This window comes from Actinomadura rugatobispora (assembly GCF_042656285.1).
Classification (GTDB): Bacteria; Actinomycetota; Actinomycetes; order Streptosporangiales; family Streptosporangiaceae; genus Spirillospora; species Spirillospora rugatobispora.
Genome location: NZ_JBHSON010000027.1, coordinates 46179 through 71622 on the forward strand (window position 1 = coordinate 46179; position 25444 = coordinate 71622).

Genomic DNA, 25444 nt, shown 5'->3' on the forward strand with positions numbered 1-25444 from the left:
CGCAGGGTCAAGAGTGCTCCGCTCAGAACATGGTCTGCGCGTCCGATCGTGTGGAGCGTACGGGCTTCCGTTCTTTGGCCGAAACGGGTAGAACGCCTTCCGCCGCCAAGTGATCGGTCGTGATCAGAGGGGACGAGACGATCCGATCCATCAGTTGCGCCTGGGCGGGCTCCAGGGCTGCACAGCGACCGAGCACGTTGAGCAGTTCGAGCAGTTCCGTGGTGAACTTCGCCGGCCAGCGCTCCGGATTGATGTCGTCCAGCGGAGAGGAACGGCGTCCGGCAGGCTCCCGCCGGCGGTAGTCGAACCACTTCTTGACGATCCTCATCCCGGACACCTCGTACTCCCACACCCGAGGGGCGACCGGAGAGATCCGTCCGTCTCCCACATTCAGCGTGCGCCTGTCCGGGTCGTAGTCGATCTTCTCGGGCATCCCCGCCGGTTCGCCGGGAATCCTGACGACAACGCGGGGGCGCTCTTCGTCCGGCAATCTCGGTGAGCCCAGTGGACGTCCGGCATTGTGATCGTGGAACCGTTCACCGTACGTGTGAAGCCATAGCACTTCACGACCAATGGCCACGGCTTCAAGCCAGACTTCGGCGTCCGCGGCCATCGGTACCCGGATGCCGGGCGTGGCCAGCTCCTTCGTGAAGCGCTCGGTATAGCCGGGATGCGCAACTACTGCGGCAACGTAGGCCAGCACATCCTCAGCGGTGACGCGCATGCCGAGCCGCTCTGCGAGGACGGTGCACAGCTTGGGTGGAAGATTGGCGGCAAGGCCGGCCGAATCCCTGTAGAGAGGCAGAACACGTCCTCCGTGGTGCCCCATGAAGTGGTCCATGTCCGGCAGCAGGGCGGTGAAGACCACTCCCGGGCCGCGCCCAGTCCTATGTCTGTGCTGCTCGACTACGAACAATTGATTATCGCCCTGAACACGCCACAGATCGGGGCGCGGCCGATCGAACAGCCGAATATCCGGTACCGTCCATTGCCGGTCGAACGAGCGGTAGGCGATCCGGACAGGTCCCGGGCAAGGGCCGGTCTCAGCCAGGAGCGAGCCATTGTGATCGATGAACCCCGGCGCACTGCTCACCACACTGTCGACTCTGCGCGAGTCGCTCTCCTTGAAGAGGGTGGGCTTATCCTCGGGCGGGGCCGCGGTCAGGCGCTTCCAGCGGGCGGCGAGCGTTTCGGGGAGCGGGGCGTACACCCACGTCCGATTGGGTTTCACTCCCGGCGCCTGCCACGGCATGAGGTCGCCGAGCAGCGGATGACGTCCCCATGCGTCATCGATCGCCGGCTCCAGCCTGTCCTGCCATCCGTCGCCACACTCCCGCCATCGCGAGTCGGCCAGGCTCACATCGTTCAACTGCGCGAACTTGGCGGTACGGCGCCCGGCGACCGACATGTGACGGATCTTGGCTGGCCTCGCCGGATCCCCGGTCCCTCGCCGCACGAAGACGGCGATGCAGAGCGGATGTTGCACTCCCGGGAAGACACGGGTGTTGACCGGCGCCTGATGCCCCTCCGGTGACAGATCGATGATCCAGCCTTCGTCGGCGGTCCGCCGCAGATACTCCCGCATTCCTGCGTAACCCGGACCGGTGGTGAACGACGACGGCGTGATGAAGGCGACGATCCCGCTGGAGTCTTCCGGATGGGCGTCGAAGACCTTCCAGGTCGCCCACCGCCAGAAATAGACGTAGAGGTTGGACAGCACGTACTCGTACCGGCCCTGGCCGGGTGCGCGAAAACGCTGGAGCGGGGCGTCCTCCCCGGAGTTCGGATCGCCTTGCTCGACCCACCCGCCGAGCCCTTTGGCGCGTTCCCGGTAGGGCGGGTTGCCGATGACGACCCGTACTGCGGTCTCGCGCTTGACCCGATTGGCCTCGCGACGCGAGCGGGCGATCGGTTCCAAGGTGGAGGCGATCTGGGTCTGTTCGGCGTAGGGGTTGTCGAGAGCGTCGGCGACGAAGAACCTGACCTCCCGTTCGGGGATCTCGGTCCCGTGTCTGATCTTCAACGCCTGGTGCATGCGCAGTTCGGCGACGGCGAAGGGGCAGGTCTGCAACTCGAAGCCGATGAGGCGTCCGAAGAGGGCGAGCAGTTGCGAGGGTACGGCCTCGCTCCCCTCCTCCCGTGACACGGTCTCCGCCACCTGATCAACGATCTTCAGCAGGAAGGTCCCGGTGCCCATCGCGGGATCGATGATCGTGACATCGTCGCTGGCCAGCCCGTACGCCCTGCCCAGCCGGGTGCGCAGGACCTCGTCCGCGAACCGCACCATGAACCCGGAAACCTCGTCAGGCGTGTAGAACGAGCCGCTCTGCCGCCTCAGATCCCGGTCGTAGTGCTCCAAGAACCGCTCGTAGAGATAGAGGTAGTCGTCCCGCGAACCATCGGTCAGCGCATCCCAGTCCACGACCCCGATGACCCTCAGCATGGTGGTCACCACGATGCTGTGGCCCTCGACCGTCCCCTCCGTCAGGACGTTCAGCGCCTTTCCCATCAGCGAGTGCTTCTTCCCGAGCTCACGGGCGATCTCCGACAGTGGCTTGCCGGCGAAGTCGATCCCGTCCACACGCGCCAGCAACAGGCTGAAGGTGATGGTCTGCGCGAAGGCATCCGCGAACTGCTCGTCGCTCAGTTCGGGGAAGAGGAGGACCCTCCAGTCGTCCACCAGACCGACGAAGACCGGTTGCCGCTCAGCGCCCGCTCGCTCGCGGCGCAACGCGTCGGCTACCTCACCGCGCAGCAGGCGGCAGAGGTTCGCCACGGCACGCACGAGTTGGGGGATGGTGCGCGGCGTTTCCGGTTCCCAGAGGAGAAAGGCGGCTATGACGCGTGCGAACTCTTCTCCGGCGGGCGCGAGCCTGCCGTCGGCGTGTCGGATATCGCCCTCCAGGCGCGCGACCCGGCCTACGAGTTCCCCCGAGCGGTACACCGCGTACTGTTGCCCATCCGAGTACAGGACATTGGGTAGCAGACGCAGCTTGTCCCATTGCTTCTGTTCCCGGGAAGTGGGCGTCCAGGTGGTCGGTACACCCTTCCCGGGAGCCTTGAGCTCGACGTACCCGATGTGGGCGCCCGCGACGTCGACGCTGTAATCGGGCCTGATGCCCAGCGCGGCCAACGACACTTCCCCCACGGTCAGCACATCGATGCCGAGGATGCGGCCAAGGTCGTCAAGTAGCCGTTCGAAGGGCCCCCGCAATTGATCTTCCGCTCCTCCCGACCCGTTGCGGAGCTTCGGTCCGACCTCGGCACCGAACCGGCCGACGGCCTCGGTGATCTCGGTGAGCGTCGATGCGGGAAGGGTGCTCCTCGCGACCATGGACCCCCCATTGCGCTGCCTACAGAGACGGGACCACCTCACGATGAATCCAAATGACGGAAACATCCAGATGTGATGTGTGATCTGCCCTGTGCAGCAAAGGGCGACCATGGCCACAAAAGGTCGGCTCAAGCGTGTTAGCGGTGCCTGCGCCGAACCCATTGCCCACCTTGCGACTCCGGTCTTTTCACAGGTGTCCGGAGTGGCCACACCCGTCTATCTTCACGGGCAGGAAATTATCGCGGTGGCGAGGCAACAGAACCCCCGAGTCCTGTAGCCCAGGAGCGATCCCCGGGAGGGCCGCCGGACCCGACTCCCCGCCGGCCGGGATCCGACGCTCAAGACAAAGGTCGTATCGAGCCCGGAGGCGGGGCGGACGAGCAGGCCCGGTCATACCTGGCCGAACCTGGTGCCGACCGGTCGAGGTCAGGCGCGGCCGTATTGGTTGGCTATGCCGTTCAGGAGGTTTTCCAGGGTTTCGTAGCTGGGGGTGTCTACGACGTCGATGAGGTTGGACGCGACCCTGACCTTGCTTTCGGTGGCCACCTGGGCGAACTGTTGGGGGTCGCGGGTGCGGAAGCCGTGGCGGGCGGCGAGGTTCTGGAGGGCGGGGTCGGTGGAGAGGAGGCGGCCTACGCGGTCGCCGGAAGGGTTGAGCGGGACGAGGGTGTGCTTGGACAGGACGGTGGGCGACGGGTACATCATGACCATGCCGGGCTTGGTCTGGCCGCGGATGGCGGCGCCTACGTACTGGGCCTCGTAGATGCAGACCAGTGGGGCCTTGCCCATGCCGATCGACAGGTAGTCCTCGAAGGGGCCTTCGGTGGAGTTGTCGGTGTAGCCCTGGCCCAGGAAGAGCGGGGAGAGGGTCGGCAGGACGCGGCGTTCGGCCTCGGGGCCTTGGACCACGGAGTTGCCGTTGGCGACGTAGCCGGTGATGGCCAGGTACATGGCCGCGGAGTTGGAGGTGCGCGGGTCCGTGGTGGAGACCAGGATGTTGCGGCGGACGGGGTAGGCGCGGTTGCCCTCCAGGTCCTTCCACTGGGTGCCACTTGAGACGAGGTCGAGGTAGCGGCCTACGTTGAAGGTCCAGGTGGCGCCCCGTTTGACGATGCCCTCCTTGGCGAGGAGGTCGGCGATCGGCTGGAAGGTGGCGATCGCCATGGGTGAGGAGAACGGGGTGTACTCGGCGTTGACGCCGCGCTGGCGCTGGATGCGGTCGGCCGCCGGGGCGCTGGAGGGGAAGGCGAAGTCGTACTTGCCGAGGTCGATGGACGTGGCGATCTGCCGGGAGCCGGCCGGTTCGACTTTGACTTCGATGCCTTGGCGTGCCAGTGCCTGTTTTACCTGGGGGTCGTTGAAGAAGGCTTGCTTCTCCGAGCCGACGACGCCTCGGACGATGGTGAGCTTGTCGGGCTCTTCGTCCTGGGTGGAGACGTAGACCACCACCGCGGCGACGGCCACGCCGATCGCGGCGAGCACGGCGATGAGCGGCTTGGCCAGCGGGAGCGGTATCGGGATCCGCCGACGGTGGGAGTCCGGTTCGGTGGGCTCTTTTTCTGGAATTTCCTCGGTGTTCACCTGGGTTTCTTCGGCGGGTTCGGCGAGTTCCCGCCGGACGATGTTCTCGACGAAGATGGGAACGAAATCCCGGATGCGGTGGCCGTCGAATCTCGACTGGGCGGACGCGACGAGGTCCGCGACGTCGGCGGCGGGCCGGGAGTCGGCGTAGTCCGCCGTGATCCGATCGATGACCTGCTGAATCGCCTGCTCTTCGCGCAGGGGGCCGACACGCATCAGCGCCTCCGGGTCCGGTGACCGAATGATGCGGCGGGGCTTCGCCAACCCTTCACCGGGAATTCATTATCGGTCATGCTGCTCGTACGGAATGCGCGAATTTCGCTCGACCACGATCATCTGCGCGTGCCAACCATACAAGGCCCGCGACTTATCGGGCGCCGTTCCACAATTCCGCCCCGCACCGGCACTGCGGTACGGGGCGGAGTGAGGGCGTGTCATTCGTATTCGGTGCCGCCCTTGCGGGTGAGGTAGGCGGGCGAGACGAACTTGGCGATCGCGCGGCCGCCGGTCACCGGGCTGCGGCGTTCGGCGGCCGGGCGTACCACCAGGCCCTCGCGCAGGTGCGCCGACGAGCCGGACACCGTTTCGCGGCCGCTGGCCAGGTCCATCAGGGCCGCCTCGTCGTACGGCCCCTCGTAGAGGCGCGGGACGGCGGGGAGGTCGACCTTGGAGAGGAGATCGGGCAGGTCGGCCTGGTCGATCCAGCGCTTGACGCCCTCGGGGGACACGACCGCCACGTCGAAGACCGCGTAGCCGACGCGTTCGCCGGTCGCGTTCGCGCCGTAGGCGAGGTCCTGGACGCCGCGGCCGAACACCTCGCCGAACACTCCGACCCGGTCGGCGTTGAGGATCTCGGCGATGCGCCTGGCCGCGTCCGCCACGCCGTACGACTCGATCGCGCGCCAGTAGAGGTTCTTCGGGTTGTGCGCCAGGGCCAGGCTCTTGGAGCCGAACCCTTTGGACGACACGAACGCCTCTCCCCCGACCAGCGTGAACAGGCACGCGGAGCCGTGGATCTTCTCCGTGGCGACCACGGGTTCGCCCGCCTCGAAGATGGACGGGTAGCGCTTGATGTCCTCGATCTCGACCCAGCGGATCAGGTCGGCGGCGGGTATCACGTCACCGGCCATGTGCACGGGGATCGGCGGGACCCACTTGGTGACGCCCAGTTCTCCGGCGAAGTCGCGGTCCTGCGCGTTCGCGAGGTCCACGCCGTTCACGGCCTGGGGCAGGCACACGATGCCCTGGGACAGTTCGCCGCGCAGCCGCACCGCCTTGACGCGGTTCTTGGAGGATCCGGCCAGCTTCCCGGTCAGCCCCAGTTCGGCGATCAACTCGTCCGGCAGGAGGGAGCCCTCGGGAATGTAGAGGGCCCAGTCGCCGGTACGGAACTGCCCCTTGGCGACCACGGCCCGGTAGAGCCCGACCTGGGCGAGTTCCAGTGCGTCGGCGTTATCGTGCGGGTGAATCGTCAGCCGCTCGGCCGTCACGCGCAGCGTCGACATGACCGTCCCTTCGGTGAGTTTCCGGCAAGGGTCGCAACGTCCCGCCTCGTCCGGCAACGTATTTAACGTCGTCTCCTCTGGTCGGTGGTAGCGGGACGGGTTACGGTCCGGGCATGCGGCGGACTTTTCGCAGCCCGCTCTTCTGTGTGGTCGCGGTGGTGATCCTCGAAATGCTGGTCTTCATGGCGGCCGGCGGTATCGCGACGCTGCCGCTGATGGAGACCGCGCAGGCGATCGCCGTCCTGGGCAGCATGGCGCTCGGGCAGATCCCGGTGGTCCGGAGCGCGGTTCAGCGGGTGACGGTCACCTCCGAAGGTCTCACCCAGCACTCGATGTTCATGACTCGTTTCACGCCCTGGTCGGAGATCTCGGAGATCACTCTGGCGGAGGAAGTCTCGCCTCTGCTGGTCACCTACCTTCCCGTCGCCAAGCTGCACTACCGGCGCTTCCGATGGCGTACCCAGGTCAGGCTCGTCGCCGTCTGCAGCTACGACCGGCCACCCCGAGGGCGTGCGGTGCGCATCACCGAGGAATTGGAAAGGCTCCGGCGCGAATATGCCTGAGCGTGCGTCTCTCTGGCCGGAGGTCTCAGGGCACGACGCGAGCGGGTGTGACACGGGGGATGTGGACGATGGCGTCGAACCATTCGGCGGGTGAGCCGCCCGTCATGTGGTGGGCACCGTCGTTGGACGGGTCGTAGACCGGTCCTATGGCGCGGAACTTCGCGGTGCGGGAAAGCCACTCGTCGACTGGGCGGGGGCGTGCGCGCGTGAGGTCCAGCAGGTAAGCGTCCAGGGCTTCGACGTTCAGTACCGACTCCGCGAGTTCGGGGGCGGCGCCCGGCACTTTGTAGGTCGTCGTGTCCGCGTAGGTGGCCAGCTCGCCGTCGTGGAAGGTGAGGCCGAGTGAGGCGTATCCCGTGCCGAGGCGTTCCCTCAGGTGGCTGCCCGCATTGGGGCAGGCCCGGATCGGTTTCGGCGGGAAGCTTATGGCCCGGCCGGGACCGTTGGAGGAGTGCGAGCTGGACGACCAGAACAGCACCTTCTGCTTGAAGTGGCCGTTCCACCAGGCGATGTTCTCGGCGAAAGCCCGCTCCATGTAGGCCATGTTGAACGGGTCCTCGGGCCTGTGGTCGTGGTCGTGCAGCTCGTAGAACTGGACGATCAGGCGTGCGTTCCGCAGTGCCCAGGCGTTGCCCGGAAGGTCGGCCACCTGGTCGTGGACGGCGCGCGCGCTGTCGATCCAGGCCTTCCTGTCGGCGAGTGTGAGGAAGCGTCCGATGTGTGTATAGAGGTCTTTGCCGGGGCGCAGGGCTGCGAGCTGTTCCTCCACCCATTCCGAGTACTGGGGAGCCGTGGCGTGGACGTAGTCGGTGACCGCGTCGTAGGCCGTCCTCTGGAGCCTGGCGGGGCTCACTCCAACGAACCTCACCGGGTCGTCCGGATGGGACTCGTTGAAAGTCCGCATCCATTCGATGAGGGCGAGAACCTCTGCCGTGTTGGTGAACGCGTCGGCTTCCTTCAAGAGCGCTCTTGGGTCGCCTGCGCCGGTGCGGACGAAAGTGTCGAGCCTGACGCCGAGCGTCCAGTCCTGGTCGAACGCGATGGCGCGGAAACCGGCTTCGCCGACCAGGAGCCTGGCGATGCGCAGTTGCATGGCGAAGAACTCGTGGGCCCCTCGCGTCCCGCCGCCGTACCCCACCACCGAGGCGCGGTCCAGCATCCCGAGCAGCGGACGCAGGTCGTCGAGTGGTGCTGAGGCGTCCACTGTGATCAAGGGAAGGGCCGTTTTCTCGATCCAGTCGGTCACCGCTGCCCGAAGCTCCCTCATACGACCGACGCTAGGAGGGCGGGCCCGCGCCGTCATCCGTCACGTGACCGGTCTCAGAAGGGGAGGTCGGGGTGGCCGGCGGTGCGGGCGTGGCGGCGGAGGTCGGCGAGGGTGAGCGGGGCGATCTCTAGTTGCCGGCAGATCCGGTCGAGGAGTTCGGTGACCTCGTCGGCCTGGCGTGTGCGGGACGAGGTGGCGTAGAGGAGGCCGCGGGCGTACGCGGCGTCGCGGCGCAGGCGTTCGTCGTCGCACCACAGCTGGAGGACCTGGCCTCGGGGGGCCGTGAAGGAGCCGACCTGGGTGAGTCCGAAGGTTCCTCGGCGCGGGGTGTTGGGGCGGACGTCGTGGAAGCGGGAGGCGGGCAGGGTTAGGCGCAGCCGCGGCGGCTGGTCGACCCAGCGCAGGAGGTCGGGGTCGAGTCCCTGCTCGCGCAGCCAGTCGCCGAACTCGTCGCGGGGGTCGCCCTGGTGGTTGGCGTCGTCGACGGCGAGCTGCTGGCCGATCAGGGGCCATCCGCGGAGGAGGCGTTCGAGGTGCTCGTCGCGCAGGCCGGGGATGCCCGAGTAGGCGAGGAGGTCGAGGCCGCGCGGCGTCTGGGTGCGGACCAGGTAGCAGGGGAGGTGGGCGTCGTCGACGGCGACCGGGGTGACTTCGAGGAAGTCGCTCAGCAGGTTGTAGGCGGTCCGGTCGGGGCGGGCCGCGAGAGCGTGGACGGCGTCGTTGCGGAAGGCGCAGGCTTTGGGGAGCCGGAATAGCTTCTGGTCGGTTGCCTCGTCCCGGCGGAGAACGGTGACGCTCCGGGAGTAGTGGACGGCGGGCAGCGCCTCGCCCCGCACCCCGTCGAAGTACAGCTTCTGACGGTCGCGCTTGGGGACGTACCGCCTGTCGTCCTGGACGGAGCGGCGCCCGAGGTCGGTGAGCACGAGGGTGCCGTCCGGCGCGGTGGTCAGGTGCCCGACGTTGCCGAGGAAGCGCAGGACGCGGTCCACCATGGGCAGGGCGAGGCCGAGGAAGTCGGCGATCTCGGCGGGCGAGCGCAGTTCGGCGTCGGCCAGCGCGCGGCCCACGAACCGGTCGAGGAGGTCGTAGGGCTGGGCGTCGTGGACGAGGGCGTCGATCTCGACCTCGAACAGCGGGACGCCGATCCGGTGGATGCGGAGGGGGCGGACGCCGGGCAGGTCGGCGGCGTGTTCGAGGGCGCGGCTCGGCGGGTAGAGGACGTCGTTCACCGGGCCTCCCCCGACAGCAGCCGGTCGATCTCGCGCCACGGGCGCAGGTCGCCGCTCGTCCGGACGTGGTCGAGCAGGGACCCGGCCACCGCGCGGAAGCCCGGGTCGTCGGCCCGGCGCAGCGTGGAGGTGTCGCCGACCAGGACGAGGAGGTTGCGGGGGCGGGAGAACGCGACGTTGGAGCGGCGCAGGTCGTTCAGGAAGCCGACCCTGCCGGAGGCGTTGCTGCGGGTGAACCCGAAGACGATGAGGCGCCGTTCGCCGCCCTGGAAGGAGTCGACGGTGCCGACGCGGGCCGCCACCGCGTCGGGGGCGCCCAGCCGCCGCGTCAGGTGCTGGGTGACCAGGCCGACCTGGGCGCGGAACGGCAGGATCACGGCCCAGTCCGGGTCGTGGCGGTGGTAGTAGGACACGATCTCGGTGATGATGCGGGCCTCCAGGTCGTTGGCCCAGCCGTGCTCGGCCCAGGGTTCGTCGGGCCGGGGCGGGCGGTCGTGGCGGCGCCGCTGCGGTTCTCCGGAGGTGTCGACGAAGGCGAGCGGGCTGGCGAAGAGGGTGTCGCGGTGGGGGCGTTCGACGTCGGTCTCCAGGAAGCCGTTGTAGAACTGGTCCGAGATGAACCGGGCCACGACCCGCGGCATCCTGCGCTGGTAGCGCAGCACCTCGCGGTTCGCGGGAGGCGTGCGGGGGAAGAGCAGTTCGAAGCCGCTCCTGCCGACGAGGTCGGCGGCCTCGGGACGTTCGCGGTCGGCCCAGGCGCGCATCCGGTCGTCGGTGAACGGCCCGAGCTGGTGGTGGTCGCCGACCAGGAGCGCGCGCCGTGCCCGGACCAGCGGGACGAGCATGTTGGGCGTGCTGATCTGGCCGGCCTCGTCGACGATCGCGAGGTCGAAGTCGAGGCCGGTGAGCGCTCCGGCGGTCGCCGTGCCGATGCAGGTCGCGCCGATCACGTCGGCGTAGCGGGCGAGTTCGGGGTAGAGCTGCTCGGTGTTCTGGAGGAGCTGGGCGCGCCAGTCGGCGAGCAGTGCGGCGCGGCGGCGCATCAGTTCCAGCGCGCCGGCCGCGTGGTCGCGGAAGATTCCGAGGGCGCCGAGGTCGGCGGCGGGTGAGGGCGGCACGGGGACGCCGCCGATCGTGGAGCGGAGTGCTTCGGCGGTGTCGCGGGTCGCGGTCATTCGCTTACGGCGCTCGTCTTCGGCCTGGTTCGCGCTTCGCCTGAGGGAGGCCAGTTCGGGGGCGTTCTCGCGGACGTGGCGTAGTTCGGCCTCCGCCCTCTGCCGGGCGTCCCGGGCCCCGTGCAGGACGCCGGTCAGCCGGTCGTGTTCGGCGGTGGCTTCGGCGAGGCGGTCGGCGGCGCGTCGCGCGCCTCCCCGGAAGAGGAATCCGACCAGGGTCAGGCCGGCCCTGCGGTCCGCGCGCTCGCGTGCGCGGACGAGCCGTTCGCCCCGCTCGCGGATTTCGGCGAGGGCGTGTCCGGTCCGTTCCTCGTCCGCCGCGAGCGCTTCCGCGCGGGCCCGCAGCGGCGCGGTGAACCGGTCGGCTTCGGCCTGCCACGCCGCGGCGGCCTGCCGTGCCGTGGCCTCGGCGGCGGTGAGCGCGGCGAGGTCCGCGTCGAGCTGGCGCAGCCAGTCGTCGCCTTCGGCGGTGTCGTAATGCCGGGCGGTCGCCTCGGTCCGCTGGAGGATCTCCGTTTGGACGGTCTCGGCCCGCGCCTCCATCGTCAGGTGCTCGCACTCCGCGGTGACGCCCTCCTCACGTCCCGCGCGCAGCAGGACCAGGGAGTCCTCCGGCAGCTCCTTGAGCGCGTTGTCGACCGCCCGGTTGGTGTAGGAGGTGATGAGCACGCGCCTGCCCGTCGCAGCCACGGCCCGCGCGACCTCGACGATGGTACGGGTCTTGCCCGTTCCGGGCGGGCCGAGGATCAGCGCGAGGTCGGGGGCCTCCAGGGCTTTGCGGAACGCGCTGAGCTGGCTGTCGTCGAGTCGCGTCGCGGGCATGACGTCGGCCGCCGCCCCTGGCTGGAACGGCGTGAAGGTGCCGTCGGCGAGGACGTCCAGGAGGTGGGGGTTGGCCGCGCGCCGCTCGCGCAGGATCTCGAGGGCCTCCAACTGCTTGTCGAACCCGGTCACCGCCGGCGACTCCACGAAGCCGCCCATGGCGGGGATCCTGGCCCAGTCGACCGGCCGCTCGAAGCGCACGGTGATCACGGTGCCGCGCGCGTCGACGACCCGTCCTTGCAGGTCGGAGTGCTCTCTCACGTGGACGCGGGTGCCGACGGCCAGGAGCCGGTCGCCGACGAGCTGGAAGTCGTAGACGGCGCGCGCGGTGCGGCGGCGCGCGGCTGCGGCGTCCACCCGCCGGTACGGGACGGCCGCCGCGGACCCGGCGGCCTCCTGTTCGAGACGGCGGCCGGTCGTGACGATCTCCTCGAGCCGGTCGAGGTACCGCTCGTGGGAGGCCAGGAGGTCCGCGCCGCCCGGGGCCGCCTCCCGGTGGAGCGACCGCCACTCCTCCTGGATGTCCTCCCAGCCCGACCGGCCCGCGTAGGGGAGGTCGCGGATCTGGTGGTGGTAGATCCAGCCGGTGGTCAGCAGCTGGAGCGAGCCCCGGACGAGCTGGTCGTGGTCGGTGAAGCCCATCGGCCATATCCCGGTGACCGAGTAGCCGTTGCGGTGCTTGGTCTCGTTGAGGTCCAGCACGTACCGACCGTCGACGTACAGCTTCAGGTAGTCGCCCCTTCCGTTACGTCCGCGCGCGACCCGGGCGGGGACCGGCCCGTGCGCCGCCAGGGCGCGCAGGTCGCCGATGATCCCGGAGACGTCGGGCAGGAACGGGTAGCGCTCGCGCTGCCGCAGGAGGGTCGCGTTGAACTTGAGCGAGGGCACGATCCCTATCGGGCCGTCCAGCTCGACGGGCCGGTTGGTCACACGGCATCCCTTCTCGTGGCAATGGTCATCCGCGGGGGCGGGAGCCCCGGGCCGCCGCCTTCAGCCGCGTCCCGAAGGTCCGAATCTCTCCGCGGGCCGCCGGGTCCGCCGCCAGTGCGCGCAGGAGCACGAGGTCGGCCTCCGGCGGCAGGGCGGGATTCAGCGCGGACGGGGACGGGTGGCGGTCGCGGCGGCCCGGACGCCTGCCGGTCAGCACCTCGTACATCACCCTGGCCAGGCGATGCACGTCCGTCGCAGGGCCCGGTGGCCCGCCGCCACTCCCCTGTTCGGGCGCGTGGAACGGGTCGGAACGCTCCCCCGGGCGCGGTGGGACGGTCGCCGCGCCGACGTCGCGCAACGACAGCGCGCCGTCGCGGCTCATCAGGACGGACTCGGGGGCCAGGCGGCGATGGGCGAGGCCGCGCTCGTGCAGCTCGCCGAGCGCCCCGCACAACGCGGGCAGCCCGTCACAGCACAGCACGATCTCCTCGCGGGTGAGCGGGCGGCCGTCCTTGAAGACGTCCCGGATCGACGTCCGCACGGGAAGGCCGGTGACGATCGCGGCCACGTGCACGGTCATCTCCACCGCGCGCAGTACCGGAATGCCCGGTATGCCCGTGCCCGCCAGGTCGTCGAGCAGGGCCACCTCGTCCGCGACGGCCGTGCGCAGGGCCCCGGCCGCCGGGGTCTCCCGCGTGCTTTCCAGCCGCCGCAGCCAGAAATGGCCCTGGTGCCTGCCTTCGCCGAAGAGGGGCGCCTCGGACCAGACCGTCGCCCCGTCGTCCATCCGCTCCTCGGCGCCGGGGCCCGCGACCCGATACGGCTCCCGGTCGACGCGGACGACCTCGTCCGGCCTGATCCCGGGGGCGCGCGGCGGCTCGTACGGAACAACGGACGGGCTGGTCGGGGGACGCCGCGACGCGACGAGCGTCCATGACTCGTGTTCCCGTTTCAGTGCCCGCAGCTTGTCGAGCGGCCAGAGATCCGGGCGCTTGTCGATGAGCCGGTGATCGGACGGGCAGAGCAGGATGAGATTCGGCAGCCCGTTGACGGCGTCCGGCCTGCTCCCTTCTCCGCGCGGTCCGTCGACCTTCTCGGCGACGATATGGGCGGCCTCCGCGATATGGGACGGCCTGCCCCGCGGATCGAGCTCTTCGATCACCAGTGATCTGCGGCAGATCGAGCACGTACCTCCGCCGGCTTCGAACAGGCTGCGCCGTGTCTTCTCCGAGGCGGGCACGGACAAATGCTAACGAGATCCCCGCTTCCGCCGTGGCCGAATGCCGCGTCACGGCATTCCGGTAAGGCTCCCCTCACGAAAGGGCAATGCCCGGAAGAGCGGGGCCCGGCCGCCTTCGGGGGCGGCCGGGCGGGCGTTGTCAGCGGGCGGCGAGGATGTGGTCGGCGGATTGGACGACGTGGTCGACGAAGCCGTACGCGCGGGCCTCGTCGGCCGTGTAGTAGCGGTCGCGGTCGGAGTCGGCCTCGATGCGTTCGATCGGCTGGCCGGTGTGGTGGGCGATGCGTTCCTGGACGAGGTGCTTGACCGACCGCATGTGCTCGGCCTGGATGCGGATGTCGGAGGCCGTTCCGGCGATCCCGCCCGACGGCTGGTGCATGAGGATGCTGGCGTGCGGCAGCGCGTACCGCTTGCCCGGCGTCCCCGCGCACAGCAGGAACTGGCCCATCGACGCGGTGAAGCCCATGGAGAGGGTCGCGACATCGTTGGGGATGAACTGCATGATGTCGTAAATGGCCAGGCCCGCCGTGACCGAGCCGCCGGGCGAGTTGATGTAGAGGTGGATGTCGCGCTGCCGGTCCTCAGCGGAGAGCAGGAGCATCTCGGCGCAGATCCGGTTGGCGATGTCGTCGTCGACCTGCCGGCCCAGGACGATCACGCGGTGCCGCAGCAGCCGCTGGAACACCTCTTCGCCGAGCAGCGGCGGATTGGGGGCTTCGGTGGTGCGGGACGACGGTTCGCCGGGCGAGTGGAGCATCTGGAGCGTCATGCCGCCAGATAACCCGCGCCCCCGGAAACGCGTCCAACAACCGCTCACGGCCGATTGACAACCAGAGGTTGTCAATCGAGTCTGGGAGGATGGAACCCGATCTCCAGGGGCTGCGCGCGTTCGTCGCCGCGGCCGAGGAGCTGCACTTCGGACGCGCCGCGGCCCGGCTGCTCCTGACGCAGCAGGCGCTGTCCAAGCGTGTTCGCCGACTGGAGAACGCCCTGGCCACGCCCCTGTTCGCGCGGACGACCCGCAGGGTCGAGTTGACCGCCGCGGGGCACCGCCTGCTGCCGCCGGCCCGGGAGGCGGTCGCCGCGTTCGACGCCGCCGTCGCCGCCGTGCGTCCCCCGGCGCCCGCGACATTGGCGCCGCTGCGGGTCGACGTGTTCGCTGAGCGCTTCACGCCGCTGGCGCTGCTGCGCGCGATCGCCGAGCGCGAACCCGACCTCGGCGTCGAGCCCAGCATGCGGCAGGGCCTGGCCAACGCGCTGCCCGCCGTCCGGAACCGGGAGCTCGACGCCGCGTTCGGCCGCGTCCACGACGCCGCGCGGCCGTGGCCCGCCGAGCTGGCGCACCGGCCGGTGACGGTGGTGGCGATGTACGCGTTCGCGTTCGAGGGCCACGCCCTCGCCGACCGGCCCGCGCTGCGCGTCGCCGACCTCCGGGAGGCCGGTATCGCGATGCCCGACCCCGGCGGCGCCGACGAGTGGCGCGCCTACCTCGCCCGGCTGAGCGAGGACCTCGGCGTGCCCGTGCGGTACGGAGACGTCGCGGTGGGCGTCCGGGACTCGGCGCGGCAGCTGCAGCGGGAGCGGCACGCGGTGGCCGTGGGCGAGAAGGACATCGACCTGCCGCACGACCCGCGGCTGCGGCAGATCCCGATCGTCGAGCCGACGCCGCTGCACGTGTGGTCGATCGTCTGGCACCGCGAGAACCGCGATCCCCGCCTGGCGCGGCTCCTCCGGGCGCTCCCCCACCCGGACGCGCCGCCGGACGGGACCTGGCTCCCCGACGAGGACCGCGCCGCCCTCAACCAGCGGCTCTGACCCTCACAGCGGCCGCGCCGCCGTGACCTCATGCCGGTGGACGATCACGTCGAACCACTGCCCCAGCGTGCCGCCGCTCATGAACGAGTCGTGCGGGCTCTCGGCGTCGGTGACGCCGCGGGTCTTGACGGGCGCACGCAGCCACTCGCGCACCGGCGCCGGGGCGGGGTTCCGCAGGTCGATCGCGAATTGCCGGAAGCCCTTGGCCTGGCCAATCGGCCGCTCGAACCAGTCGGCGGCGGGCGGGGGCGCCGTGACCGTCCCGTCGGCGTCGGTGCCGACCGTCCCGTGGTCGAAGGTGAAGCCGATCGACCGGTAGCCGGACCCGTACCAGCGGTGCAGGTACGAACCGACCGAGGGCCACGCCACGTCCGGGCCGGGCGGGACGGTGACCTTCAGATCGGGGGCGACGGCACTGTGCGCGCTCGCCGCCCAGTAGACGACCTTGTCCCGGCTGTAGGAGCGCCACCAGCGCAGGTTCTCGGCCGCACGGGCGTCCCGGGAGATGTATGCCTGGTCCCAGGGCAGGTCGTAGTGCTCGTAGAACCAGAGGATCTGCCGCGCGCTGTGCAACGCCAGCGATTGGCCCCCGTGGTGCAGGCCGTCCACCAGCTCGTACACCCGCCGAGCGTCGGCGATGTAGGGCTTCTTGTCCTTGACCTCGGTCCTGTACCACGTGGCGTGGGCGAAGGCGTCGGGCTTCTTCGGGCGGATGTCCTTCATGTACTTGCGCAGTTCGGGCAGCCGTCCGGGCGCGACCCGGGCAACGTAGCGATCGACCATCTCGTAGGCGGGCAGCCAGGTCGTGTAGTACTCCGTCCCGAAGAACCCCACCTGGTCCGCGGGCCTGCGCCCCTCGTTGTAGTCGCGCATCCAGTTGAGGAGGTCGGCGGTCTCCCGCGTTTGCCAGGCAGGGCTCATGCGGTTCAGGAGCGCGGTCACGTCCCCCTTGCCGGTCCGGACGTAGGCGTCCACCTCAAGGCCCACCGTCCAGTCGCCCTCCCAGGCGACGGACCGGAACCCCATCCGCTCCACCAGGTACCGCACGGACCGGTGCTTGAGGGCGGTCACCTCGCTGATCCGATGCGCCGGCTCCCCGAGCCCGACGATCGCCGCGTCCCCGACCGAACCGCGCAGGAACTCCATGTCGTCCAGGGGCGCGGCCGGGTCGACGGTACGGAGCCGGTCGGCGTTCCGCTCCACCCAGGCCGTGACCGCCCGCGAGTCCTGAACGCCCCGCGCCTGAGCAGCGGCCACGCCACCCTCGGCCGCCACCGCCTGCGCGGCCAACCCGACACCGCCCGACAGCAACACCACCGCCCCGATGACGGGGGCGACGATCCGCATCTTGTTCCGCTGTTCCATGGGGGGACTCCCTTCGTCCTGTACCTGCCGACCGCCGCCACGATCGCCGCACAGTCAGACCCCCCGCGTCCCCCCAAGGGCGACTCGTCCCCTACCCCCACCGTCGTACAGAGACCCTGTGAGCGTCATTCGCTGCGTGCCGGGGTCCGCGCTTGGAGGTATGCGCCGGCGGCTGGAAAGGACCAGAACGCGTCGGCCACGATTCCGAGCGCGGCCAGGACGAACCCGACCGGCATCCAGTTGGTCCAGGGGTCGTCCCCGAACACGACACCGAGCACGAAGAACGTCGAGATGACGCCCGCGAAGATTCCCGGCCCTGCGACCATGCGGCCGCTGCCGAGGTCGGCGCGTCCGCGGGCGGTGGCGGCCCGGCCCGCAAGGAAGGCGAACACCAGGCACGGGAGGGCGGCGACCAGCCAGAGGACGCCCGCGAACAACCGGCCCGGATCGATGCCGAAGACGAAGGCGAGCACGGCCATCGGCGCGATGAGGATCAGGATCGCCAGGCGCCGTCCTCCTTCGGACGCCCGGCCCAGCGCCCCGAGGAAGCGCGGCAGCGTGCGGTCGGCGGGAAGGGCCATGACGGCGACGGGCAGCGCGAGGACTCCGACGGCGAAGAGCAGCCCGTACCCGGCGTCGGTCGCGGCGCGCACCAGGCAGGTGACGACGAGCACGGTCCACGCCGCGCAGGTGAGCACGCAGAACGACCCGCCGATGACGACGCTGACCGGCCGTTTCGGGGCGGGCCCGGCGGGCCGGTGGCTTGCGGGCGGGTGGTCGTACGCCATGGAGTGCTCTCCTGCGGGCTGATCGCGGACGGTCGGTCGCGTCCATGGATAGCCCGCACGCGCTGTCCAAGCCCTATCAGCGGCCTGTCAGCGCAGGTCAGCGCGCTGGGCGCAGGGTGTTGTCGCCGAGGCCGTCCAAGCCGAGCGCCAGAAGCTGCCCACGCGCAGGACGGTCTCGAAGGCGGCCAGCCGGGTGCGCCGAGGCGGGCCGCACCGCCGCTGTCGGCGACGGACGCCATGCTGGCCGAGTACGTGGCCGCGCCGTGCGGCCGGGGCTGGTCCCCGGACTCGGTGAGCCAGGCCATCGCGGTGGGGGCACCGGCGTCGCCGGTCACCATCGACGCGCTGCGCGCCATGGTCGAGGTCTGCGGCCTGACCACCGCGGCCGGGTGCGGGAGCTGACGTCGCCGAGGCCGCCGAAGGGCTGGGGTGACCATCCGCATGTCCAAGACCGTCCAGGACGCCCAGGGCGAGGTGGTGGCCATCCCGCGCGGCGGCCACCCGCTGACCGCCCCCGTGGCCGCGTGGGCGGCGTGCCTGGCCGAACGCGGCATCACCACCGGGCGGCTGCTGCGCTCGGTCGACCGGCACGGCCGCTGGGCGCCCAACTCCCTTGTGGTGCTCGGGCTACATCGCGCCGTCGACCGGTTGACTTTGTCGCAAGTTATGACGCAGCATGTTGATACAAAGCTTGGGACAAAGGAGGAGGCATGGCGAAGAACCCCATGCCGGGCGCTGGGCCGCGGCCGGTGGACGTCCGATACGCGGAGACCTGGCTGCTGATGCACCGCCTCGGGGACGGCCCGCCGACGCCGTTGCTGACCGCGCGACTGGCGGTGCGGCAGCGGGTGCGGCTCTTCGGCAGTGTCCTGCAGGCGGTGCTGATCCCCGGGGCGGCGCTGGCGTTGGCGTTCGGCGGTTCCAGATCGCACCGGCCGACGCTGGTGCTGGCCCTGAGCGCGTTGGTCGTCGCCCTGGTGCTGGCCCGGGCGTTGCTCGACGCCTGGATACGGCGTGTTGACCGGCAGGCCGGGGCGGCACTGGCGCGGCGAGCCGCACATCTGGTGCAGCCCGACTGGCGGGCCCTGCTCGGACGGCCGCACGCCGTCTTGGTGGCCGGCAGCTTCGCCGGCGCGTTCGCGCTGGGGGCGAGCTCACTGGCCGTCGGCGAGGGCACCGCGCGGTACGCAGCCGTCGTGGTGCTGGTCGCCGTGGTCGGCGTCGGCATCGGCGAGGCCCTGCAGCTGCGCGAGTTGCTGGCCCGGCCGGTCGTGGCCGAGGACGAGGTCTCGCTGACGGCCGACGTCATCATGCGCATCGAGGACGCGCGCGAGAGCACCACGCCCACCGTGCTGTGGTCGCTGCCGGTGGTGTTGCTGTTCGGCTCCGCACCCGGCTGGTGGAACGCCGCCTCCGTCGGCTTCGTGGTGCTGGGCATGCTCGCCTTGATCACTGTCCGGTTCAGGACGCCGGGTGCCGCGGCCATGGCGCGAGATGTGGTGGGCACCCGGTGATCGTCATCGACGCGGACTCGCCGGTACCGCCGTTCGAGCAGCTACGGGCCCAGCTGGCCCGTCAGATCCAGGACCGCACGCTGGCCGCGGGCTCCCGGCTGCCGACCATCCGCCGGCTCGCGGCCGACCTCGGCCTGGCCGTCAACACGGTCGGCCGGGCCTACCGGGAGCTTGAGGAAGCCGGGCTGATCGAGACCCGGGGGCGAGCCGGCTCGTTCGTGTCAGCGGCCGGAGAGCAGGCCCGCGAACGAGCCCTCCAAGCCGCCGCCGACTATGCCGCCGTCGTGGCCAGCGTTGGCATCGACAGCAGCGAGGCGCTCCGCATCGTCGAGGCCGCTCTGAGATCCTTCGACGCAGCGGCCCCCGCCTCACAGTGATCTGCGACGAACGCCGCCGCTATCTCAGCCCGCTCGACCAACGGACTGGTCGGCGGTGCCGGACTTCCTGCACGGCTTGCTGGCTCAGCACGGCGGCTCCCGCAGGCCCTCGGCGGCCGCGGTGAGCTGATCGGCGGTCCTGGCCATCGCCACGAGCCGGTACGCCTGGGACGCCGTCCGCGATGAGCAGGCCTCCGGCGGGGACGGGGTGCGGATGCTGGAGGACGTTTCCATGGTCATCTGGCGGGGGCCATAATGCCGCGAATGGAGAAGGCTCATGAGATCTGCTCGGTCGAGATCCGGCGCGGGACGATCCGCCTGAAAGTGGTCGAGATGCGGATGACCTACGGCGGGCTGATCGAGGGCGTGCCCACGGCCACGTTCAACGACCGTGCGATCAAGAGGGCGGCGGAGCGGGCGAGCGAGCGGTTCATGCGGCCGGTGTACGTGGTGCCGCCGGAGCGGGAGGTCCAGGAGGGGCCGACCACCGGGTTCCGCGGTGAGCCCGTCGAGTTGCTGCCGGCGATGGAGTGCATGGGGTTCTTCGACGGGCCGCCGACGCCGCGTGCCGAGGACGACTGGTGGACCAGTTCGCTCGCGGTGGTGTGGTTCCAGGACGCGGGCGAGCGGGTGGTCCACCCGGACGCGGCGGCCCGCATGTACGAGCTGCCCTGGGACGAGCTCGCTCAGGACTTCACGTGGGACGACTGGTGAGGCCGGCTCTGGAGGCTCTTCAGGCCGGCCAGGACGAGGCCCTTGACGCCTGAGGCGATGAACGTCGTCCAGTCGAAGTAGTCCTTCCAGACGGTGATCTTGCCGTCGCGGACCTCGTAGCGCCCGCACACCCAGAACTCGGTCCGCCAGGCGCCGACGACGATGACGTCGGTGCGCTCGGTGAGGACGACCGGGCCGTTGGCGGCGATGTTGTGGACGCGGGCCTCGAACCCCGTGCAGTAGCGCTCCAGCAGGCGCAGCTGCCGTTCGAACGCCTTGATGCCGCGGGCCGGGGGTAGCGGGACGTTCTGGTAGACGATGCCGGGGTCGGCGAGGGCGAGGGCGCGGTCGATGTCGAGATCCTCGAGGGCCGAGAGGAAGTCGGTCACGATCTCGGTGGACATGAGCTCCTCCGGTGGTTGTGGGGTGCTCAACGCTAACGCGCCATACGGGAGAATCGGGGGTATGCGGTTCGGCGTTCTGGGTCCGGTGGAGGTGTGCCGCGACGGGCGGGCCGTCGCGGTGGGGGGTCCGCGGGTGCGGGCGCTGCTGGCGATGCTGCTGCTGGACGCGGGCAACGTCGTCGGCACGGAGCGGCTGATCGACGGGCTGTACGGGGAGGAGCCCCCGGCGGGTGCCGCCAACGCGCTGCAGTCGCAGGTGTCGCGGCTGCGCCGGGGGCTGGGCGACGCGGACCTGGTGGAGGGGCATCCGGCGGGGTACCGGCTGGCGGTGCGGCGGGAGGACGTGGACGTCCACCGGTTCGAGCGGCTGGTCGCGGAGGCGCGGGGCGACGCGGCGGTGCTGCGGGAGGCGCTGGGGTTGTGGCGCGGTCCCGCGCTGGCCGGGCTCGCGGCGCCGTTCGCGGCGGCGCAGGCGGCGCGGCTGGAGGAGTCGCGGGCGGGGGCGGTCGAGGCGTGCGCGGAGGCGGAGATCGCCGCGGGTGATTTCGCGGGCCCGCTGCGGGATCTGCCGGAGCTCATCGCGGCGCATCCGCTGCGGGAGCGGGCGCGGGGGCTGCTGATGCGGGCGCTGCACGCGAGCGGGCGGCAGGCCGAGGCGCTGGAGTTCTACGAGGAGACGCGCAGGCTGCTGGCCGCCGAGCTGGGCGCCGACCCGTCAGGCGAGCTGGCGGAGATCCATCTGGCGATCCTGCGCGGAGAAGGCGGTGGCGCCAGGGCGGCGACGGCGCTGCCCGCGCAGCTGACCAGCTTCGTCGGGCGCGAGGCGGAGCTGAGGCGGGTCGGGAAGATGCTGGCCGAGTGGCGGCTGGTGACGCTGCTGGGTCCGGGCGGGGCGGGCAAGACGCGGCTGGCGCTGGAGGCGGCGGGACGCGAGGAGGGCGAGGTCTGCTTCGTCGACCTGTCCCCGGTGGGCGACGGCGCGGAGGTGCCGAAGGCGGTGCTGGGGGCGCTCGGGCTGCGGGAGGGCGCGATCCGGCCGGGCGGGCGGCACACGGAGGAGCTGGAGCGGCTGGTCGCGGCGCTGGGCGGGCGGCGGATGCTGATCGTCCTGGACAACTGCGAGCATGTGATCGACGCGGCGGCGCGGCTGGCGCACCGGCTGCTGGGGGCGCTGCCCGCGCTGCGGGTGCTGGCGACCAGCCGGGAGGCGCTGGGCGTCACCGGGGAGGCGCTGCGGCCGCTGCCGCCGCTGGAGCTGCCGCCCGGCGGTGCCGCGGCGGCCGAGGCGGCCACGTATCCGGCGGTCCGGCTGTTCGCCGACCGGGCGGCCGCCGTGCGGCCCGGTTTCGCGGTGACGCCCGGCAACGCGGGCGCCGTCGCGCACATCTGCGCGGCGCTGGACGGCCTGCCGCTGGCGATCGAACTGGCGGCGGCGCGGCTGCGGTCGCTGCCGGTGGAGGAGGTCGCGCGGCGCCTGGACGACCGGTTCCGGCTGCTGTCGCGCGGCGACCGCTCGGCGGCGCCGCGGCACCAGACGCTGCGCGCGGTGGTGGAGTGGAGCTGGGACCTGCTGGACGACGCCGAGCGGACTCTGGCGCGGCGGCTGACGGTGTTCGCGGGCGGCGCGACGCTGGAGGCGGCCGAGCGGGTCTGCGCGATGGACGCCGACGTGGACGACCTGCTGGCCGGGCTGGTGGAGAAGTCCCTGCTCCAGACCGACGGGACCCGTTACCGCATGCTCAGCACGGTGCACGCGTTCTGCGCCGAGTGGCTCGCCGAGGCGGGCGAGGAGGAGCGGTTCGGCCGCGCGCACACCGCGTACTTCCTCGACTTCGCGCGGCACGCCGACCCCAGGCTGCGGGGGGCCGGGCAGCTGGAGTGGCTGGCGCTGCTGGCGGCCGACCACGGGAACCTGCACGCCGCGCTGCGCCGGGCGGTGCGCTCCGACCGGGGGACGGCGCTGCGGCTGGTGGCGGCGCTGTCGTGGTACTGGTGGCTGCGCGGGCGGATCGAGGGCGGGCCGCTGTCGATCGAGCTCCTGGAGGCGGTGGGCGTGGAGCCGCCCGAGGGCTTCGACGAGGAGTACATCCTGTGCGTGACCAACGCCATATCGGCCGGGGTGTCGGGCCCGGCGGCGACGGCGGCGCTGGATCTGGCGACGGAGAAGATGGCGGCGCTGCGCTGGCAGGTCGCCTATCCGCCGACCCTGGTGATGTGGGCGCTCACCGCCGGTCCCCAGCGCACCGATGTCGACACCCGCGTGCTGCGGAAGGGCTGGGGCGCCTGGTCCAGGGCGCTGCTCGACATGAGCGAGAGCTTCCTGGCGCAGTACCGCGGCGACATCGACGACGCCGAGATGTTCAGCCTGCGGGCGCTGGAGGGGTTCCGGGCGCTGGGCGACCGGTGGGGCATGGCCAACTCCCTCGATCCGCTGGCCCAGATCGCCGACCAGCGCGGCGACCGGGCGCGGGCGGTGGAGCTGCTGGACGAGGCACTGGAGCTGGCCGGCGAGATCGGCGCCCTGGAGGACCAGGCCGACCTGCTGTGCCGCCGCGCCGCGCTGCTGGTCAACGGCGGCGACCCGGGCACCGCGCGCACCGACTACGAGCGCGCCGGTGAGCTGGCCCGCCGCGCGGGTGCGCCCGACAAGGTGGCGACGGCACACCACGGCCTGGCCGAGCTCGCCCGTCTGCGCGGCGACGTGGACGAGGCGCGGCGGCTGTACGACGAGGCGCTGGCCGGGGTGCACGCCGAGCGGTTCATCACGGTGGCGACGCGGGCGGCGGTCCTCACGGGGCTGGGCTGGATCGCGCTGGCCGACGGGCACGCGGCCGGGGCGCGGGCGTGGATGCGGCAGGCGCTGGAGCTGACGTTCGACCATCCGGTGTTCACGCACCAGGCGCAGGCGATCGTGGGCATGGCGGCCGTCGTGCTGCTGGAGGGCGACGCGCCGCGGGCCGGGCTGCTGGTCGGGGCGGCCGCGGCGGTGCGCGGGGCGTCCCTGCACGGCGATCCGGACCTGGCGCGGATCGAGGCCGGGGCGCGGGAGGCGCTGGGGGACGCCGCGTACGAGGCCGCCCGGTCCCGCGGCGCCGCGCTGACCGCCGAGGAGGCGGTGCGGACCGCCCTCGGCTCCTGACCGTCGGGCACCGTCAGCGGCGGTGCGTGAACGGTGCGCGGACGGTCAGCGCCGCCGACGACGCTGACCGGCATGAACACGACGACCTCCCCCGCGCCCCCACCGGCGGCGGGCTACTCCGCGTCCCGCAAGTGGGCCACGTTCGGGATCTGCCTGCTGCTGGTCCTGGTGCCGACGCTCGACCTGACCGCGCTGAACCAGGCCATCCCCCACCTGACCGCCGACCTGCGCCCCTCGGCCACCCAGATCCTGTGGATCGCCGACGCCTACGGCTTCGCCCTGGCCGGGCTGCTGATCACGATGGGCGGGATCGGCGACCGGATCGGGCACCGGCGGCTGCTGCTCATCGGCACCGCGCTGTTCGGCGCCACCTCCGCCCTCACCGCGTACGCGGGCAGCGCCGAGCAGCTGATCGCCGCCCGGTTCCTGCTGGGCGTGGCGGGGGCGACGCTGATGCCCTCGGCGCTGTCGCTGATCCGCCGGGTCTTCACCGATCCCAAGGAGCGCACGATGGCGATCGGGATGTTCAGCGGGATCGGCGGGCTGGCGGTCGGGCTGGGCCCGGTGGTCGGCGGCGCGCTGCTGGACCACTTCTGGTGGGGCTCGGTGTTCCTCATCAACGTGCCGATCATGGCGGTGGTGCTGGTCGCCGGGTCGGCGGTGCTGCCCGAGACGCGCAGCCCGGTCCCGGGGCGGCTGGACCTGCTGAGCGTCCCGCTGTCGATCGCCGGGGTGATCGGCGTGGTGTACGCGGTCAAGGAGGCCGCGGCGCACGGCCTGGGCGCGGAGGTCGGCGGCGCCGCGCTGGGCGGGGCGGCGGCGCTGGCGGCGTTCGCGGTGCGGCAGACGCGGCTGGACGACCCGCTGATCGACGTGCGGCTGTTCCGGCGGGTCGCGTTCTCCGGCTCGGTGGTCACCAACATGTTCGCGATGTTCGCGCTGGTCGCCCAGTCGCTGATCTTCTCGCTGTACTTCCAGCTGGTGCTGGGCTGGTCGCCGCTGCAGTCGGGGCTGGCCGGGCTGCCCGGCGCGCTGGGCGCGATGGTCGGCGGCGCGGCGCTGGCCCCGCCGCTGATCGGGGCGCTGGGCCGGGCGCGCGTGGTGGGGCTGGGGCTGGCGCTGAGCGCGACGGCGTTCGCGCTGCTGTCCCAGGTCGGGACGGAGGTCGACTACTTCCCTGCGGTGGTGGGGCCGATGCTCCTGACGGGCCTGGGCATCGGGATGGTCATGACGGTCACCGCCGACACCGTGCTGGCCACGGTGCCGCGGGACCGGTCGGGCGCGGCGTCGGCGATCTCCGAGACGGGGATGGAGCTGGGCGGTTCGCTGGGCATGGCGGTGCTGGGCAGCGTGCTGAACGCCGTCTACCGCCACAACGTGGAGCTGCCGGGCGGGCTGCCGCCGGGGGCCGAGGACGCGGCGCGCGACTCCCTGGCGGGGGCGGCGCAGGCCGCGGCCGGGTTGCCGGGACGGCTGGCGGAGGCCGTCGTCGGGGCGGCCGGGCGGGCGTTCGTGGACGGCATGCAGGCGGCGCTGCTGACCAGTGCCGCGCTGGCGGCCGCGGTCGCGGTGTTCGCGCTGGTCGCGCTGCGCGGCGTCCCCAAGGTGATCCCCGAGCACGTGGAGCCGGGCGCGGCGGACGGGGAGGAGGTCCCGACCGGGCGGGCCTTGTAAAAAGTGAT

21 protein-coding genes are annotated in these 25444 nt (G+C 71.4%); 9 read left to right on the forward strand and 12 right to left on the reverse strand.

Annotation, left to right across the window (positions count from 1 at the left end):
* Positions 1-22 precede the first annotated feature (22 nt).
* From ACFPZN_RS20345 to ACFPZN_RS20355, 3 genes are all read right to left on the reverse strand, one after another.
* Positions 23-3334 (reverse strand): type ISP restriction/modification enzyme, encoded by a 3312-nt coding sequence (locus ACFPZN_RS20345; RefSeq protein WP_378283618.1) that lies wholly within the window; start codon positions 3332-3334, stop codon positions 23-25.
* A 426-nt stretch (positions 3335-3760) separates the two neighbouring features.
* Positions 3761-5131 (reverse strand): three-helix bundle dimerization domain-containing protein, encoded by a 1371-nt coding sequence (locus tag ACFPZN_RS20350; RefSeq protein WP_378283619.1) that lies wholly within the window; start codon positions 5129-5131, stop codon positions 3761-3763.
* Positions 5132-5349: 218 nt separating this feature from the next.
* Entirely contained in the window at positions 5350-6420 is a 1071-nt protein-coding gene (locus tag ACFPZN_RS20355; RefSeq protein ID WP_378283620.1) for an RNA ligase (ATP), read from the reverse strand.
* Positions 6421-6533: 113 nt separating this feature from the next.
* On the opposite strand from ACFPZN_RS20355, the gene ACFPZN_RS20360 reads away from it, so the two are divergent.
* The gene (locus ACFPZN_RS20360; RefSeq protein WP_378283621.1) at positions 6534-6983 is read left to right on the forward strand and encodes a hypothetical protein; all 450 of its coding nucleotides are present in this window, start codon (positions 6534-6536) and stop codon (positions 6981-6983) included.
* 25 nt (positions 6984-7008) lie between these two features.
* Here the strand turns inward: ACFPZN_RS20360 and ACFPZN_RS20365 are convergent, their stop codons facing one another.
* The 5 genes from ACFPZN_RS20365 to ACFPZN_RS20385 form a co-directional block, all read right to left on the reverse strand.
* Positions 7009-8250, reverse strand: coding sequence for an erythromycin esterase family protein (locus tag ACFPZN_RS20365; protein ID WP_378283622.1), 1242 nt, complete (start codon positions 8248-8250; stop codon positions 7009-7011).
* A 53-nt stretch (positions 8251-8303) separates the two neighbouring features.
* A complete protein-coding gene (locus ACFPZN_RS20370) occupies positions 8304-9479 on the reverse strand; it encodes a hypothetical protein (RefSeq protein WP_378283623.1) in 1176 nt (391 codons plus the stop codon).
* Positions 9476-12406, reverse strand: coding sequence for a DEAD/DEAH box helicase (locus ACFPZN_RS20375; protein WP_378283624.1), 2931 nt, complete (start codon positions 12404-12406; stop codon positions 9476-9478). Before ACFPZN_RS20375 ends, ACFPZN_RS20370 begins: the two co-directional genes overlap by 4 nt.
* A gap of 25 nt (positions 12407-12431) precedes the next feature.
* Entirely contained in the window at positions 12432-13646 is a 1215-nt protein-coding gene (locus ACFPZN_RS20380) for a hypothetical protein (protein ID WP_378283626.1), read from the reverse strand.
* 139 nt (positions 13647-13785) lie between these two features.
* Complete coding sequence (locus ACFPZN_RS20385; RefSeq protein WP_378283627.1) at positions 13786-14415, reverse strand: ATP-dependent Clp protease proteolytic subunit; 630 nt, start codon at positions 14413-14415, stop codon at positions 13786-13788.
* 89 nt (positions 14416-14504) lie between these two features.
* On the opposite strand from ACFPZN_RS20385, the gene ACFPZN_RS20390 reads away from it, so the two are divergent.
* The gene (locus ACFPZN_RS20390) at positions 14505-15461 is read left to right on the forward strand and encodes a LysR family transcriptional regulator (protein WP_378283628.1); all 957 of its coding nucleotides are present in this window, start codon (positions 14505-14507) and stop codon (positions 15459-15461) included.
* 3 nt (positions 15462-15464) lie between these two features.
* Here the strand turns inward: ACFPZN_RS20390 and ACFPZN_RS20395 are convergent, their stop codons facing one another.
* Both ACFPZN_RS20395 and ACFPZN_RS20400 read right to left on the reverse strand, forming a co-directional pair.
* On the reverse strand, positions 15465-16826 hold the full coding sequence (locus ACFPZN_RS20395; RefSeq protein WP_378283629.1) for an erythromycin esterase family protein: 1362 nt from the start codon (positions 16824-16826) through the stop codon (positions 15465-15467).
* 125 nt (positions 16827-16951) lie between these two features.
* A complete protein-coding gene (locus ACFPZN_RS20400) occupies positions 16952-17614 on the reverse strand; it encodes a hypothetical protein (protein WP_378283630.1) in 663 nt (220 codons plus the stop codon).
* Positions 17615-17851: 237 nt separating this feature from the next.
* Here ACFPZN_RS20400 and ACFPZN_RS20405 point away from each other — a divergent pair, with 237 nt between their 5' ends.
* The 4 genes from ACFPZN_RS20405 to ACFPZN_RS20420 are packed head-to-tail and all read left to right on the forward strand — an operon-like array spanning position 17852 to position 19505.
* Positions 17852-18016 carry a hypothetical protein gene (locus ACFPZN_RS20405; RefSeq protein ID WP_378283631.1) on the forward strand — a complete coding sequence of 55 codons (165 nt, stop codon included), beginning with the start codon at positions 17852-17854 and terminating at the stop codon, positions 18014-18016.
* Between the two features lie 39 nt (positions 18017-18055).
* Positions 18056-18397, forward strand: a complete 342-nt coding sequence (locus ACFPZN_RS20410; RefSeq protein ID WP_378283632.1) for a site-specific integrase — start codon at positions 18056-18058, stop codon at positions 18395-18397.
* A complete protein-coding gene (locus ACFPZN_RS20415; RefSeq protein WP_378283633.1) occupies positions 18325-19128 on the forward strand; it encodes a hypothetical protein in 804 nt (267 codons plus the stop codon). The genes ACFPZN_RS20410 and ACFPZN_RS20415 overlap by 73 nt, the downstream gene beginning before the upstream one ends.
* Positions 19125-19505 carry a GntR family transcriptional regulator gene (locus tag ACFPZN_RS20420; RefSeq protein WP_378283634.1) on the forward strand — a complete coding sequence of 127 codons (381 nt, stop codon included), beginning with the start codon at positions 19125-19127 and terminating at the stop codon, positions 19503-19505. Before ACFPZN_RS20415 ends, ACFPZN_RS20420 begins: the two co-directional genes overlap by 4 nt.
* A gap of 84 nt (positions 19506-19589) precedes the next feature.
* Here the strand turns inward: ACFPZN_RS20420 and ACFPZN_RS20425 are convergent, their stop codons facing one another.
* Positions 19590-19745 carry a hypothetical protein gene (locus ACFPZN_RS20425; RefSeq protein WP_378283635.1) on the reverse strand — a complete coding sequence of 52 codons (156 nt, stop codon included), beginning with the start codon at positions 19743-19745 and terminating at the stop codon, positions 19590-19592.
* A 24-nt stretch (positions 19746-19769) separates the two neighbouring features.
* On the opposite strand from ACFPZN_RS20425, the gene ACFPZN_RS20430 reads away from it, so the two are divergent.
* Positions 19770-20219, forward strand: coding sequence for a hypothetical protein (locus ACFPZN_RS20430; RefSeq protein WP_378283637.1), 450 nt, complete (start codon positions 19770-19772; stop codon positions 20217-20219).
* Here the strand turns inward: ACFPZN_RS20430 and ACFPZN_RS20435 are convergent.
* Complete coding sequence (locus ACFPZN_RS20435) at positions 20192-20623, reverse strand: limonene-1,2-epoxide hydrolase family protein (RefSeq protein ID WP_378283638.1); 432 nt, start codon at positions 20621-20623, stop codon at positions 20192-20194. The two genes, ACFPZN_RS20430 and ACFPZN_RS20435, sit on opposite strands and share 28 nt — an antisense overlap.
* A 61-nt stretch (positions 20624-20684) precedes the next feature.
* On the opposite strand from ACFPZN_RS20435, the gene ACFPZN_RS20440 reads away from it, so the two are divergent.
* Both ACFPZN_RS20440 and ACFPZN_RS20445 read left to right on the forward strand, forming a co-directional pair.
* A complete protein-coding gene (locus ACFPZN_RS20440) occupies positions 20685-23762 on the forward strand; it encodes an AfsR/SARP family transcriptional regulator (protein ID WP_378283639.1) in 3078 nt (1025 codons plus the stop codon).
* A 72-nt stretch (positions 23763-23834) separates the two neighbouring features.
* The gene (locus ACFPZN_RS20445) at positions 23835-25436 is read left to right on the forward strand and encodes an MFS transporter (RefSeq protein ID WP_378283640.1); all 1602 of its coding nucleotides are present in this window, start codon (positions 23835-23837) and stop codon (positions 25434-25436) included.
* The last annotated feature ends 8 nt before the right edge of the window (positions 25437-25444 follow it).

Coding starts and splice junctions, on each gene's coding strand:
- ACFPZN_RS20440 (WP_378283639.1), top strand. CDS start 20,685: ATGCGGTTCGGCGTTCTGGGTCCGGTGGAGGTGTGCCGCGACGGGCGG.
- ACFPZN_RS20415 (WP_378283633.1), top strand. CDS start 18,325: ATGGCGAAGAACCCCATGCCGGGCGCTGGGCCGCGGCCGGTGGACGTC.
- ACFPZN_RS20350 (WP_378283619.1), bottom strand. CDS start 5,131: ATGCGTGTCGGCCCCCTGCGCGAAGAGCAGGCGATTCAGCAGGTCATC.
- ACFPZN_RS20400 (WP_378283630.1), bottom strand. CDS start 17,614: ATGGCGTACGACCACCCGCCCGCAAGCCACCGGCCCGCCGGGCCCGCC.
- ACFPZN_RS20405 (WP_378283631.1), top strand. CDS start 17,852: ATGCTGGCCGAGTACGTGGCCGCGCCGTGCGGCCGGGGCTGGTCCCCG.
- ACFPZN_RS20430 (WP_378283637.1), top strand. CDS start 19,770: ATGGAGAAGGCTCATGAGATCTGCTCGGTCGAGATCCGGCGCGGGACG.
- ACFPZN_RS20395 (WP_378283629.1), bottom strand. CDS start 16,826: ATGGAACAGCGGAACAAGATGCGGATCGTCGCCCCCGTCATCGGGGCG.
- ACFPZN_RS20355 (WP_378283620.1), bottom strand. CDS start 6,420: ATGTCGACGCTGCGCGTGACGGCCGAGCGGCTGACGATTCACCCGCAC.
- ACFPZN_RS20360 (WP_378283621.1), top strand. CDS start 6,534: ATGCGGCGGACTTTTCGCAGCCCGCTCTTCTGTGTGGTCGCGGTGGTG.
- ACFPZN_RS20345 (WP_378283618.1), bottom strand. CDS start 3,334: ATGGTCGCGAGGAGCACCCTTCCCGCATCGACGCTCACCGAGATCACC.
- ACFPZN_RS20435 (WP_378283638.1), bottom strand. CDS start 20,623: ATGTCCACCGAGATCGTGACCGACTTCCTCTCGGCCCTCGAGGATCTC.
- ACFPZN_RS20410 (WP_378283632.1), top strand. CDS start 18,056: ATGTCCAAGACCGTCCAGGACGCCCAGGGCGAGGTGGTGGCCATCCCG.
- ACFPZN_RS20425 (WP_378283635.1), bottom strand. CDS start 19,745: ATGACCATGGAAACGTCCTCCAGCATCCGCACCCCGTCCCCGCCGGAG.
- ACFPZN_RS20445 (WP_378283640.1), top strand. CDS start 23,835: ATGAACACGACGACCTCCCCCGCGCCCCCACCGGCGGCGGGCTACTCC.
- ACFPZN_RS20365 (WP_378283622.1), bottom strand. CDS start 8,250: ATGAGGGAGCTTCGGGCAGCGGTGACCGACTGGATCGAGAAAACGGCC.
- ACFPZN_RS20390 (WP_378283628.1), top strand. CDS start 14,505: ATGGAACCCGATCTCCAGGGGCTGCGCGCGTTCGTCGCCGCGGCCGAG.
- ACFPZN_RS20385 (WP_378283627.1), bottom strand. CDS start 14,415: ATGACGCTCCAGATGCTCCACTCGCCCGGCGAACCGTCGTCCCGCACC.